Origin of the sequence: Ammoniphilus resinae, from assembly GCF_017873965.1 — a bacterium.
GTDB classification, from domain to species: Bacteria; Bacillota; Bacilli; order Aneurinibacillales; family RAOX-1; genus Ammoniphilus_A; species Ammoniphilus_A resinae.
In genome coordinates this window covers 510,395-524,422 of record NZ_JAGGKT010000002.1, presented here as the reverse complement: position 1 = coordinate 524,422, position 14,028 = coordinate 510,395, and the positions used below count along the sequence as shown (strand labels likewise).

At 39.3% G+C, this 14,028-nt stretch carries 12 protein-coding genes; 7 read left to right on the top strand and 5 right to left on the bottom strand.

Features of this window, described 5'->3' with window-relative positions:
- Window positions 1-49 precede the first annotated feature (49 nt).
- Window positions 50-1,522 (bottom strand): alpha-glucosidase/alpha-galactosidase, encoded by a 1,473-nt coding sequence (gene melA / locus J2Z37_RS06620; protein WP_209809425.1) that lies wholly within the window; start codon window positions 1,520-1,522, stop codon window positions 50-52.
- 82 nt (window positions 1,523-1,604) lie between these two features.
- On the opposite strand from melA, the gene J2Z37_RS06615 reads away from it, so the two are divergent.
- The 5 genes from J2Z37_RS06615 to J2Z37_RS06595 all read left to right on the top strand — a co-directional run bounded on the left by J2Z37_RS06615 (window position 1,605) and on the right by J2Z37_RS06595 (window position 7,165).
- Window positions 1,605-2,540, top strand: a complete 936-nt coding sequence (locus tag J2Z37_RS06615; protein WP_209809424.1) for an AraC family transcriptional regulator — start codon at window positions 1,605-1,607, stop codon at window positions 2,538-2,540.
- 109 nt (window positions 2,541-2,649) lie between these two features.
- Entirely contained in the window at window positions 2,650-3,993 is a 1,344-nt protein-coding gene (locus J2Z37_RS06610; RefSeq protein ID WP_209809423.1) for an ABC transporter substrate-binding protein, read from the top strand.
- Between the two features lie 86 nt (window positions 3,994-4,079).
- On the top strand, window positions 4,080-5,012 hold the full coding sequence (locus J2Z37_RS06605; protein ID WP_209809422.1) for a carbohydrate ABC transporter permease: 933 nt from the start codon (window positions 4,080-4,082) through the stop codon (window positions 5,010-5,012).
- A gap of 287 nt (window positions 5,013-5,299) precedes the next feature.
- Window positions 5,300-5,881, top strand: a complete 582-nt coding sequence (locus tag J2Z37_RS06600) for a carbohydrate ABC transporter permease (protein ID WP_245203601.1) — start codon at window positions 5,300-5,302, stop codon at window positions 5,879-5,881.
- A gap of 270 nt (window positions 5,882-6,151) precedes the next feature.
- Complete coding sequence (locus J2Z37_RS06595) at window positions 6,152-7,165, top strand: aldo/keto reductase (RefSeq protein WP_209809421.1); 1,014 nt, start codon at window positions 6,152-6,154, stop codon at window positions 7,163-7,165.
- 80 nt (window positions 7,166-7,245) lie between these two features.
- Here the strand turns inward: J2Z37_RS06595 and J2Z37_RS06590 are convergent, their stop codons facing one another.
- Together J2Z37_RS06590 and J2Z37_RS06585 are read right to left on the bottom strand one after the other, a co-directional pair.
- Window positions 7,246-8,433 carry an MFS transporter gene (locus J2Z37_RS06590; protein WP_209809420.1) on the bottom strand — a complete coding sequence of 396 codons (1,188 nt, stop codon included), beginning with the start codon at window positions 8,431-8,433 and terminating at the stop codon, window positions 7,246-7,248.
- Window positions 8,434-8,482: 49 nt separating this feature from the next.
- Window positions 8,483-9,673: an ROK family transcriptional regulator gene (locus J2Z37_RS06585; RefSeq protein WP_209809419.1), complete on the bottom strand. Its 1,191-nt coding sequence runs from the start codon at window positions 9,671-9,673 to the stop codon at window positions 8,483-8,485.
- Between the two features lie 244 nt (window positions 9,674-9,917).
- Between J2Z37_RS06585 and J2Z37_RS06580 the strand changes: the two genes are divergently transcribed.
- Window positions 9,918-10,718 (top strand): SDR family NAD(P)-dependent oxidoreductase, encoded by an 801-nt coding sequence (locus J2Z37_RS06580; RefSeq protein ID WP_209809418.1) that lies wholly within the window; start codon window positions 9,918-9,920, stop codon window positions 10,716-10,718.
- Window positions 10,719-10,811: 93 nt separating this feature from the next.
- Here the strand turns inward: J2Z37_RS06580 and J2Z37_RS06575 are convergent, their stop codons facing one another.
- Together J2Z37_RS06575 and J2Z37_RS06570 are read right to left on the bottom strand one after the other, a co-directional pair.
- The gene (locus J2Z37_RS06575; protein ID WP_209809417.1) at window positions 10,812-11,747 is read right to left on the bottom strand and encodes an aldo/keto reductase; all 936 of its coding nucleotides are present in this window, start codon (window positions 11,745-11,747) and stop codon (window positions 10,812-10,814) included.
- A gap of 22 nt (window positions 11,748-11,769) precedes the next feature.
- Window positions 11,770-12,795, bottom strand: coding sequence for a Gfo/Idh/MocA family protein (locus J2Z37_RS06570; RefSeq protein WP_209809416.1), 1,026 nt, complete (start codon window positions 12,793-12,795; stop codon window positions 11,770-11,772).
- Between the two features lie 216 nt (window positions 12,796-13,011).
- On the opposite strand from J2Z37_RS06570, the gene J2Z37_RS06565 reads away from it, so the two are divergent.
- The gene (locus J2Z37_RS06565; RefSeq protein WP_209809415.1) at window positions 13,012-14,013 is read left to right on the top strand and encodes a LacI family DNA-binding transcriptional regulator; all 1,002 of its coding nucleotides are present in this window, start codon (window positions 13,012-13,014) and stop codon (window positions 14,011-14,013) included.
- The last annotated feature ends 15 nt before the right edge of the window (window positions 14,014-14,028 follow it).

The window sequence follows — 14,028 nt, the reverse complement described above, 5'->3', positions numbered from 1 at the left end:
CTTGCGCCTTTTTGGTTAATGATAAAATTGGACTTGCTTATATCTAATTCTAATTATCTTGATGTCCTACAGAGAGATTGCCAGAACCGATATGTTTGGCTTCACCTACTAAAGCAGGGGGCTGCCATCCAACAGCAGGCTGTGGAAAACGGTAGGTCCCACCTAAAGGTTGAGGGATATCCTTCCACGTTTTGCCCTCCCCATTAAACTGTGGCATCCAAGGAGCCAGTGCTTCAAACATCTCGTCGCACATTTTCCAAACTTCCTCCGTGTTACAAACGGCAGCTGTCAGTGGATCATGGAGAACCGCCAACTTTACTAATTCTTTATTCCCTGTTAGTGCAGCCTCTACAGCCATTTCCTGTACGCTAATGCTGGCTCTACAAGTTGCCGCGCACTGTGGTGGTAGCTCACCTATCCATGTAGGCTGAATCCCGTTACGATCAACATAACAAGGAATTTCAATCGTGCTGGCGTTAGGGAGGTTAGTAATTAATCCGCGGTTTTCAATGTTGAAATGACCACGATAGGTCCGTCCTGTTTCTAGCGCTTCAATTATATAGGAACCATGTTCGTCAGATCGCTCACCCAACTTGATATATTCGGCTTCACCGCTCATCCACTTGGGGTACATTACCTTGTACTCATCCGTTTTTTCAACACAATGGTGTAAATATCCAGCCGTCCTCCCATTAATCCAACGGGTTTGACTGATCCACCGATCAATCTCCTCTCTACGTTTACGGTACCAAGGTAGATATTCACTTAAATGTCCGTTCGACTCAGTGGAGTAGTAGCCAAATCGACGAAGGACATCTATACGAACTTTTTCGTCTCGTGAGAGCTCAGGGTGATTTTCGAAGCACTCGAGGAGATAAGGCAACATATCCTTTCCTTTATGAGTTACTTGAATATACCAGGTTTGATGGTTAATACCTGCACAGATAAAGTCAACCTCCTCAGGTGGTAGTCCAAGAGCCGTTGCAATTTGCTTGTGCCCCCCTTGAACGCCATGACAAAGTCCCACTATGGGTACTCCTCCAGCGCGTCGAACTGCCCATGTGTTCATAGCCATCGGATTGGTATAGTTGAGTAAAAGGGCACCAGGTTTAGCAAACTTTCTCATATCCTCGGCAATACCTAATAGTACGGGAATGGCTCTCATAGCAAAAAAAACGCCACCTGGACCTAATGTGTCCCCAACACACTGATCTATTCTATATTTCAAGGGGATCTCAACATCGTGTTTGAATGCTTCCAATCCGCCTACTCGAGCAAAACAAAAGACATAATCGGCATCTGTTACAGCCTCTATGCGGTTGGTTGTTGGATGGATTGTTGCATTAAGCCCATTATCTTGAATCATTTTCCTACATAAATTAGTAACCATTGATAGGTTTTCCTGATTAATATCCATAAAGCGGAATTCTGTATCTCGGAATTCTTCTACAGCTAAGATATCCATCATTAATCTACGCGTGAATCCAACGCTTCCAGCACCAATCATAGCTATTTTCAACATCGCCACACCTCCTTGTTAATAGGCAAATAATTTTTAATTATGTAAAATATTGCTCCTATTAAGTATAATAAAATCGAGATGAATGAACATCAATGATAAAATTATTCATATGGAGGGTAAAATCTTGTTTAAGAAAATGAGGGGACAACAGCATTCCTATGGTTTTCGTTTTATTGAAGGAGTGTCGGACATGCCTGTTCAGCTCCGATCTGTAGGATGGGAAATTCAGACCTATCAAGGATACAACTGGGATGGTCGGAATAGAAAAGACCCAGATAGTTGCCTATTTCAATACACTCTTTCAGGTGCAGGTAGACTGGAGATTGATGGGGTGGTTCATAAAATTAGCCCTGGGGAAGCTTTTTTGGTCAATATACCAGGGGATCATCATTACTATTATTCGGATAATGATACTCATTGGGAATTTATTTATCTTACTTTTTTTGAAAACAATTTAATGCCAAAGTGGAGGGAACTGCAAAAACAGTGCGGTCATATACTCAAAATAAATACGGATTCACCAGTAATAAAGAAACTTAATCAGATCTATGAAGGTGCTGTAAAAGAAACCATCACAGATAAGTTTATTGCTTCTTCCTTGGTTTATGCCTTCGTGATGGAATGTTATCGAACGGTGAATGCCTCTTTATATGCTCCGCCCGAACAAAAGCCTGCACCCATAGTGACTGCCATTCGCTATATTGAGAAGTATTTTAGTGAGGATATAAGGCTTGAAGACTTGGCTTGTGAAGTCCGTTTATCAAAATATCATTTTGCTCGGTTATTTTCAAAATCTGTGGGGCTCTCACCAGCTCAGTATATTCGGAAAGTCCGGATTGAAAAAGCTGTACAACTTCTCAATCAGACAGAACATTCCGTTGAACAAATTGGGCGAAGTGTAGGTTTTTCGAATGGAAATTATTTTTGCAAAGTATTTCGGAAAATGGTCGGCACATCTCCGGAAAGATTTCGTGAAGGAAAAGACATCTACTCTGTGGGTGAATTGAAGTTAAGATAAAAAGCAAGATATTACCATATATTAACTGATAATTATCATTGTTTTGAATAATATTTGCATTTATTATAAGAAATAATAAGCAATATTTTCCTATGAAGGGGGATAAAGAATGAAACTCAAAAGAAGATACTCTCTACTGGTCGGTTTTTTCTTAACTAGTTCTCTTTTGCTATCTGCCTGTGGATCTAGTGGGCCAAGCTCTTCCGAGACGAATAAGAGTGGAACGAATAACACCAAGGAAAACTCAGTAGAGAAACAAGAAAAAGTAGTTTTAGATCTCTGGTGGTCAATGTCTGCGAATAATGAGGAGCATAAAAATCATTATGCAGCCATTGAAAAGTTTAATCAGGAGCATCCGAATATTGAAGTTAAGCCACAATCCATTCCACTCGAGCAAGCAAAAGATAAGATTATTACCTCAGCAAATGCAGGGAATCCACCGGATGTGGCAGACGTTTTAAACGAATGGTTAGTATCCTACCATCGCATGGGAATTTTACCGGATTTAACAGAGGATATTAATAAATGGGAGGAAAAGGAGAAGATCCCACAAAACATTTGGGATACCTTATCCGTAGATGGAAAAATTGTAGCTGTACCATCAGAATTAGGGATTAGAGCTTTTCTGTATCATGAAGATATACTTAAGGCTGCAGGAGTAACTGAACCACCAAAAACATGGGATGAATTGCTCGAGCTTTCCGCCAAACTAAAAGAGCAAGGAGTCGCTCCTTTTGGGATCTCTGGACAATCGGCCCGTGCCCCACAAGAATTAATTGTATACTTCTGGCAGAGTGGGACTGATATCGCTCATCAAATGCCGGACGGAAAATACCGTAATCTTTGGGCCGAAAACCCAGAAGAGCTTCAAAAGGCAGTAGAAGTATATAAACTGTACAAAACAATGTTAAAAGATGGTGTGATTAATAAGGATTCTGCTAGTTGGGGTTACCGTGAACTAGATACAAATTTCGCCCAGGGAAGGGTGGCAACGACTGTGAATGGTCCCTGGATAAAAAATTATGAGGCAGAACAACCCGAGAGCATGAAAGATGTTCAGATTGCCGCCCCGCCGTATAACACTGTACCGGCTACATTTATGGAAGTAGGTTCTTTTGCAACATTTGAGGGATCAGAACATAAAAAAGAAGCGATTACCTTTATGACATGGTGGTTAAGCGAGGAGACACAGAAATTGGTTAATCCAGGAAGATCACCAAATACGGGCGTTGTACAAGATGGAAAATGGGGTGAAGGGTTCAATAAACTCCTCGATCAAGGTCGCTCGTTCCCCGGTATTTCGATGGGGGGGATTATTCAACCGATGATTGACTCAATCCAAAAATCTTTATTAACGGAAGAAAGCCCTGAAGAAATTGCTCTATGGCTTGGTGAACAAATTAACAATTCGTTAAAGGAAAATGGAGAATTAAGTGAAAGCCCAGCCAAATAAAAAATATCTATCTAATAAACATACAAGATGTGGGCCGCGAGGCTCACATCTTGTAACTCCATAAAGATTGTTCAAGGAGGGTAAGAATGCAACCGAGACTGGAAGAAGAATCAAGGTTAAACTTATCATATCGTCCAAAAAAATACATAAAAAAACATGGTGTTGCCTATTTATTTATGCTTCCAGCTATCTTTTTTCTGATCATTCTATTTGTTCTTCCGTTCATTGAAGTGTTTAAGATGAGTTTTTATAGTGTCAATTTATTAAATCCGGAAGCAGAAGCTTTTATATTTCTTGATAACTTCATTTCTGCTCTATCAGATCCTACTTTCTACCAATACCTTTACCAAGGTTTAATTTGGACTTTTGGTTCTGTGATTGGAGAATATATTGTTGGAATTGTAACCGCCATTCTATTAAACCAAAACATTCGTGGAAAGACGTTTTTTCGTGCAATAATTTTTATCCCGTGGTTAGTTCCCATTGTTGTAGCGGCAATGACATGGCGTTGGATTTTAAATCCCGACTTTGGAATTTTTAATGTAATGCTGGTAAAGGTTGGGATTCTAGATGAATCCATTAACTGGTTAGGTACCGCAGGAACAGCCATGCTTGCAGTTATCTTTGTTAATGTTTGGAGAACATTTCCCTTCTACACAGTCACATTATTAGCCGGTTTACAATCCATACCGAAGGAAATTCTTGAGGCAGCTGAAATCGATGGTGCAGGTATCTGGCAACGTTTTTGGTATATTATTTTACCTTCTCTTAAAGGGGTATCAGCTGTTATTATTATTCTCCATGTGATCTGGACTTTTAATAATTTTGACTTTATTTGGTTGTTAACTGAAGGTGGTCCACTTCACGCTACTGAAACTCTTGCTATTACAACTTATTTAGAAGCTTTTGAAAAGTACCATTTTGGACAGGCGTCTGCATTGTCTTCTATCATGATTTTGATCCTAATTGGTATTATCATCGCTTATTTTAAGGTTGAGAAGAAACAGAATAATGGATAACGGGGGAGGTTGGAGTTCGATTGTTTAAATCTAGAAAAAGGCAGAAGTTAATCCTAAAAATTATAACTTACATTATGCTTATCTTTTTTTCAATCTATGCCATTTTTCCGGTACTATGGATGTTTTCCACGTCCATTAAGCCTGATTCTGAAGTTAGAACAGAAGACCCAACATTCATAACTATGAATCCTACAGTTGAGCACTATCAATCCGTCTTAATAGAATCAGAGTTCGGCACCTATCTAAAGAACAGTGCTTATGTCTCAACAATGACAACACTAATATCTATGTTTATCGCACTTCTTGCTGCCTATACACTAAGTAGAATGAGTAAAACTCCTGGTATTCGAGCCATTGGTATTGGAATGCTAATTGCTCAAATGACGCCTGTGGTTATGTTGATTATCCCCTTATACGTATTCATGATGAAGGCTAATCTATTAGATACTTATGCATCGATGATTATCACTTACACAACCTTTACCATTCCTGTTGTAACGTGGATGCTTAAGTCATTTTTTGATAGTATTCCAATTGATATGGAGGAATCAGCCTTCATTGATGGATGTACACGTTTTGGTGTAATTTTTCGGATAATCCTGCCTATATCACTTCCTGCCCTTGTTGCTACAGGATTGTATGCCTTTGTTCATGCATGGAGTGAATTTGTTTTGGGTTATACGTTTATATCAGATGATTCACTTCGTACATTAACTCCTGGATTGTCCTTATTAATGGGTCTATGGACCGTAGATTGGGGACGATTAATGGCAGCTTCAGTTGTTATTGTAGTTCCTGTTGCTATTGGTTTTGTTTATTTACAAAAGCTTATTATTGAGGGATTGACCGCTGGCTCGACAAAAGGATAGAATTTGATGAATAACAGACTCGTTTTCCAGGAAGGTTAGTTTATTTTTCTTTCAGTGAAGTGATAGAGATTTTTTCTGGAAACCGATGATCCCGAGGAGAATAGATTTAGTTAGTTAGATCATCAGATGCCTCCATGGGAGGTTCTTCCATCAGTAGGCTTGGTTTTAAACACTATATTTTAGAGAAATAAATAGGAATTAAGTAACTTTATATAGAAATATCAGAATAGTATGACCTTATTTATAAATCTAAATACAGGGAGGCAAATTATGAAACAGTCTTATCTTGGCAAAACAGGAATAAGGGTAAGTGAATTATGCTTGGGCACGATGACTTTTGGTAGAGAAACTAATGAGAATGATAGCCACAAGATCTTGGATCGATTTGCTACAACTGGTGGGAATTTTATTGATACTGCAGACGTTTATACTCGAGGGGCATCTGAGGAGGTCGTAGGACGTTGGTTAAAAACAAAAAATCGGGACGATTTTATTGTTGCTACAAAAGTTCGGTTTGCGATGGGAGAAGGTTCTAATGACGTAGGAACAAGTCGAAAACATATTCTTTCTGGTATCGAAGCAAGCTTGAAAAGACTAGGTACGGACTATATTGATCTGTATCAGGTCCATGCTTGGGACCCAAAGACACCTTTAGAAGAGACGCTTAGTACACTAAACGATTTAGTTCGTAAAGGGCTTGTGCGCTACATTGGTGTTAGCAACTTTAGGGGCTGGCAACTGCAGAAGGCAGTTGACCTTAGTCGCAGTAGAGGATGGGAAACTTTTTGTTGTCTCCAACCACAATACAATCTCTTATCGAGGGCAACAGAGTGGGAGCTTTTTCCGGTATGTGAAAACGAGGGGATTGGTGTGATACCGTGGAGTCCCTTGAAAGGCGGTTGGTTAAGCGGGAAATTTAAGAGAGGAATGGAAAAGCCGCCTCAAGGAACAAGGGTAGAGATTGCGGAAGAAAAAGGATGGGGTGAGTCGTGGAATAGGTATAATAATGAACACACATGGAAGGTGCTTGATGTACTTCATGATGTGGCAAGGGAAGCGGAAAAGACCCCAGCACAGATTGCTTTAAAGTGGGTGATGCAAAACCCCGTGGTTACTTCACCGATTATTGGAGTAAGGACGATGGAACAATTAGAAAATAACTTGGGTGCAGTTGGCTGGAGTTTGACCGATCAGCAGATGAACCGCTTGAATCAAGCTAGTGAATTAGAAGTATCCTATCCGTATGATCTGGCAGCAGAAGATCAGCAGAGAAGAGGAAGGTAAATCTGCAATGTTTCCAGAATAGAATAAATGAAAAAAATCGCTTGTTTGTAACAAGCGATTTTTTTCATTTTAATAGTTGCCTAATTTTGTACACTTTTACTTTGGTTAATTACTAAACTATCTCTGTACTGTTTGGCCCAATATATAGAGAAACCAAGAGCGATAAGCCCTGAAATACCAGCGACCTGAAATCCACTATTTAATCCGAAATGCTCGATCAACCAACCTGCTAAAAAAGGTCCCATAAACATGCCAAGTGAATAAACCGCTTGATAAAAACCCATTGCTGTCGCTCTTTTTTCAGATTCAATAGATTCAATGGCCATACTTAAGAATAAGGGAAAGATAATTCCCTGGAAAAACCCATTGAAAGCTTGGGATAAGCATAACCATCCTAAGGAAGGCATTATGGGAATTAGTGACGAAAAGATGGAACTGCCTAGAAACCCTAGTATTAATGTTCCCCATTTTCCTAAGTGAGCCACAAAAACCCTTCCAGCAAGTAAAGCGGCAATCGCATGTGGTGCCATAAAGGACAAGATAAGAAGACTAAGATCCTGTTCGCTTGCTCCGATAGTAAGGGCATACGAGGGTGTAAAGCCAAACGTGGTTACGAAAAGAATTCCATGGGCTAGAATAGACAATATAGATACTTTTATTAGCGTGGAATCTTTTAAGACTAAAGCCAATTCCTTAAGTTGTATTGGAGGTCTGCTGACACCTTCGGCAGGCTCCTTGATAAAAAATGTAAGGAGAAGACCTATCAAGGCAACGATTCCGCCAAGCCAAAATGGAGCATGCCATCCCATTTTACTGACTAAATAGCCGCTTAACCCCATACTTATTAGTTGGGTAACAACCGTCACAAACTGGATGTTTGCCATAGCTTTGGCGGTCTGTTGTGCGTAATAGCTGGAATAAAGAACGGTAAATGCAACCCATGTAGAGGCTGTAATACCAGAGATGGCTCGGGATAAAAGGGCCCATTCGGCTTGTTGCAAAACAACAAATCCAAAACAACTTATTGCACTTGTTATAAATCCGAGTGCAATAAATGGGCGGCGTACTTTTAAGTAATCTGAGTATATCCCTAGTGGTAACCGGATAAGCATTTGTATGATTCCGTAACTGGCGAGTACTATGCCAATATAGGTATAGCTGGATCCCATCCACTCTAGATAGGGTGTTAGTATAGGTACATAAATATAAAGCGAAAACCAGTATAAAAATGTAATCAAGATAAATACACCATGGTCAACTTTTCGCAACGTTGATTCCTCCCAGTTTTTTAAAGATTTCCTATCCTATTTATAAATTTTATTCCACGGATACAGTCATCTTGGAGAAGAAATGGTTAATGGCCAAAGAGGAGGCCCCTAGAGCACCCGATTTTATGCCGAGTGTAGAGAATTTAATGGTGACTCTTTTTTTACTAAAAGGTAAGGCTCTACTCTCAATAGTGCGTAGCAGTGGATTCGTGATCCAATTCTCAGCTATTGTGAATTGATTGCCCAGGATTATAAGCTCAGGATTAAATAAGTTAATTATATTTGTAACTCCAAGTCCCAAATATTCCCCAATTTGGCTAAACGAATGAATAATTTCGTGATTCCCACCATTGGCAAGATAAACTAATTGGTCAATATCAATTTCCCTCTCTTTCAATCCAAAAGGATAGCTTGGAAGTGACTTAACAAGCTGAAATAGTGCGTTTTCTGAGGCATACAACTCCCAACACCCGCGATTCCCACACCTACATTTTCTTCCATTCACTTCAATAATGGAATGACCAACCTCACCAGAAAATCCCGATAAGCCTCGGTATAATTCGTTATTAATGATAATTCCGGCACCAATCCCCATCCCTACACTAATATAAATTAAATTGGAGGTTTGTTTTCCAGCACCGAATAGTTTTTCACCCAAGGCTCCAGCATTTGCTTCATTATCAATTAAAAAGGGGATATTGAATTCCTCTGCTAATATCATTTTTAAATCAACATTTTCCCAGCCTAAATTTGGAGCGAGAAGAATAAAACCTTCAGCGTCTACAATCCCAGGAACACCAATCCCTATTCCAACAACACCATAATGAGAGGGTGGGGCTTCTTGGATTAAAGTACGGATTAAATCCTTTAAAGAAGACGTAATGTTTATATAGTTGTCGTTTTGAATGCCTATTTTTTTTTGTTGAACGATATTTCCTTGTAAATCTGTAAGGATCGCAATAATATAGTTAACCCCAAGGTCTATGCCAATCGTAAAACCAGCATCTTTATTAAAAAGAAGCATAACCGGTTTTCGACCACCACTTGATTTGCCTGGTCCAATCTCAAAAGTAAGATTCTCTTCAATAAGTTCATTAACTAAAGAAGAAACCGTACCTTTATTTAATCCGGTAAATTCGGATATCTGTGTCCTGGATAAGGGGGATCTTCTGCGAATGGTTTCTAAAACAATTGATTTATTTATTCTTTTTACGAGATGTTGATCTCCAGTTACTTGCACAAATAAAACCTCCAGACTGAATTTACCTATATTTTACCATTACTTTGTTTAAAAGATATAAAAAGTTTGGGGAAATTCAGTAAACAGCGGACTATAAAATAATTTGTTTATCCTCTGGACAAAGTATCGTTCAAGTGTTAGATTAAAATTATAAAATACTAAATAATTAACATTATCAGAAATATTAATATCGTATGTTTTTTAAAATTTTATTTGGCGTAAATCATAGAGGAGGCGAAATTTATTGTTGGAAAAAGGGATGCTCGTTAATAAAGTGGCGCTTGTCACAGGAAGTTCAAAAGGAATAGGCGCGGGGATTGCTTTGGAGTTAGCAAAAGCTGGAGCTGATGTCTGTATTAACTACAGTAATTCTAGAGGTGATGCGGAACAACTAGTAAATCAAATTAAATCTTTAGGTAGGCGTGCCATTGCAGTTCGCGCCAATGTAGCAGAGCGTGCTCAAGTCATAGAAATGGTGGAAGCCTGTGAATCCAATTTGGGTCCCATTGATATTCTCGTTACCAATGCAGTTGCCAGTGTGCGCAATTCAATTCTTGAAACGAAATTTGAAGACCTACAAAAGACTGTTGAAATTGGGATCTTTGGAGTATTTCACACCCTTCAAGTGGTTGCAAGACGGATGGTGGATCAGGGAAAACAGGGGACTATTATCCATGTTTCATCCCCACATGCACGCACTCCTTTTAAAGAAGCGATTGATTATAATGTCGCAAAAGCAGGATCACACCATCTTGTTATGACAGTTGCCAATGAACTTATGTGGCATAAAATCCGGGTTAACATCCTTGAACCGGGATGGACAGACACGCCTGGAGAACGGGCTTGGTATAGCGATGAACAAATGAAAACGATGGGTGAACGTATGCCTCTAGGACGTATGGGATTACCTGAGGATTTAGGGAAAGCAGCAGTATTCTTGGCCACAAAAGCCGCAGAATACATAGTCGGGGCGGTTATAAAGGTGGATGGTGGTCAGTTTATTGAGGGGGGGCCGAGCTGGGAAAGCACTAGTAGGCATCAATAATTGGAAGGGGTTTAGCAGGAGCATTTCAAAATCAGTTTTTATTGAAAAGAAAAAAGCCACTGGAAGTAACCAGTTGGCAAAAAATCTTATCGTTTAACATCTGAGATCTAACCATTTCATTTCATCCTCTGACAATTCAACTTCTATTGCTTTTAAGCTCGATTCCAGTTCTGAGGTTTTCTCTGGCCCAATTAAAGCGCAGGTTGGAAAGGGGTGATTTAAAACATAGGCTAGTGCGATGTGGTTGGCTGTAATTCCGTTTCCTTTCTGATAAGCTAGTTCGTTAGCTCGTCTTAGTCGCTCCCAATTATCAGAATTATAATAGACCCGAACCATGTCAGGGTGTTCCTTATTATCTGGTGAATATTTTCCTGTAAAAAATCCACCTGCCTGGGAGGACCAAGAGAACAGCGGAAGCTGGGTTCTTTTATGCCAATCTATATACCCCTGGTTAACCGAGATACACCCAGGCCATCTTGGTTCATTTGGTTTTGCAAGACTTAGATTCGGACTATTGACAACGAAGCCTGGATAGCCTTTGCGAATGGCATAGTTATTGGCTTCCTCAATCCGTTGATAGGTCCAGTTCGAAGTGCCTATTGTGCGAATTAATCCCGATTGTTGATGTTCATATAGAGAGTCCATAATTTCATCAACAGGAACATGCGGATTATCTCTGTGCAGCATATAGATATCTATATAATCAATGTTTAACCGATCTAAGCTTGTCATTAAATCATAGGTAATTGCTTCTGGTGTTACCCGAGGTCCATTCGCATCATGATGTGCACCTTTGGTAAGTATGATCACCTCGTGACGGATTTGTCTGCAACTCAGCCACATACCAACGGTTTTTTCGCTTTGTCCTTTACCATAAACGTGGGCCGTATCAATCGTATTTCCACCCTGCTCAAAATAGGAGTCCAATATGTCAAAGGCGATTTGCGAATTTTTTAAGGAGAAAAAAACTGTACCTAGAACTAACTGGGAGCATTCTTTTTTTAAACCTTTTACTGATGTCATTTTCATAGGAAATATCACCCTTTAATAGTTAAAGTGTAACGCGCAATCTTTCTTTGGCTGATTTCAAGCAAGCCTCAAGAACATGCATGTTTCGAACAGAATCGGATGTTGGAATAAGAGGAGGCTCTTCTGTTAGAATCACTAGAGCAAATTGATCAACCTGTAGAGTATATTGATTTACGAAGGGGAGAAGTATTTCTTTTTGTTTTTCTCCTTTGGATAATACTAGCAACCTCGAATCTTCGTGTGATCGACAAATAAAGGCTGATGGAATCTCAATTCTTCCTTCTGTCCCTAGAATTTGTAAGGTGTTTCGACGATCAGCCCACATGCCACAATCAAAGGTAAGACTTATTCCATTGGGAAATTCTAATAATCCAGAAGCCATCATATCGACGTGATCATGCTGAGGTGAGAAGAAGGCATGAACGGTAACCGCTTCTGGTTCTGTTTCTAAAAGAAATCGGGCAGCGTGAATTGGATAGCAACCCACATCATAGAGAGCGCCTCCACCCATTTGTGATTGAAAGCGAACATTATTGACATCGGATGCGTTGTTAAAGGTGAATGTACCATGGATTCCACGAATTTCCCCGATATCTCCGGAGTTTATGATTTCCTTGATTTTAGTATAGCGGGGATGATAGGCATACATGAAAGCCTCCGCAAGGTACACCCGATTTTGCTGACTAGCAATAAGCATCTCTTTCGCTTCTTTTAGATTTAATGAGAGAGGTTTTTCACACAAGACATGTTTTTTATATTGTGCAGCTTTTATCGTCCATTCGTAGTGAAGATGATTAGGCAATGGGATGTAGACTGCATCAATTTCCGGGTCTTGTAATAACGCTTGGTAATCAGAGTAGACTCTTTCAATTTGGAAATGATCGGCTGTTTCCTGAGCTTTTTCTAGGTTTCTACTAGCAATTCCTAGAACATAGCCGGTCTCTGATTGTTGGATCGCTGGAATAACTGACTTTATTGCAATATTGGCACAACCCAAAACACCCCATCTAAGCTTTTTATAAATTGGTTTATGGTCCTGTACAAGCATATAATGCCTCCTTAGCTTACTAGTATAAGACTATGATAAGTTATTAATTAAATGTTAACAAAACGCAAAATGTATTTATCTTTAAAAAAACTGACGCATAGTTTAATCGAAGAATAAAGTTGGTGTAATGGTTTACATTATTCTAAAATAGTGATATATTCTGATTATAGATTAATTTTTAATGTTCAAAAAATAGCATGTGAAAGGTATTGTAAGATGGCAACGATTAATGATGTTGCAAGGCTAGCAAATGTTTCCGTTGCAACAGTTTCAAGGGTTATAGGGAATACGAATCGTGTTAAACCTGAAACTAGGTCAAGGGTAATAGAAGCCATAAAAACCCTGAACTACCAGCCGAACATTCTGGCAAGACAACTTCGTAGAAAGGAAACAAAATCCATTATTGTTGTCGTTCCTGGTATTACGAATTCATTCTTTTCAAATGTCTTACTAGGTATTGAAACAATTGCTAGTAAGTATGAATATCAGGTGCTTCTTGGAGACACCCAAAATGATCAATCGAAGGGGTATGCGTATCTCGATCTTCTAAAACAAAAGCAAGTAGACGGGGTGATTTCACTAACAGCAAGAATGAAACGGGAATATCTTGAGGAAATTTCCAATCAATACCCTGTTGTATTAGCTTGTGAATATTTAGAAGGATCGAATGTTCCCACTGTTGCCATTGATAATATCAGATGTGCTGAAAAATTGACCCAACACCTGATTAACTTAAGGCATAAGCGTATTGCATTCCTATCTGGTCCAATGGAAATCATTTTAAACCGGGACAGACTTAAAGGATTCTATAATTCCATGATAATCCATGGGATGGAGGTAGATTCTTCATTAGTAGCCGAGGGTGATTTCACGATGGAGTCGGGGTATCAACTAACGAAAAAACTACTGACCTTAGAAAGACCACCAACTGCAATATTTGCTGCAAATGATGAAATGGCTATTGGATCGATTAAAGCGATTAAATGCATCGGTTGGAAGGTACCCAAGGATGTGGCAGTAGTAGGGTTTGATGATATAAAAATGGCCTCAATTTTTGAACCTAGTTTGACAACGATTGCACAGCCTGCGTCTCTTATCGGAATACGAGCAATGGAGACGTTGCTAGATCTAATGAATCAAGAAAGCTATGTTAGGCGATCTACTATTCTTAAGGGTGATCTTGTAATTAGAGAGTCTTGTGGAGCAACTATGATTTAGAAAAACTTTGTTTAT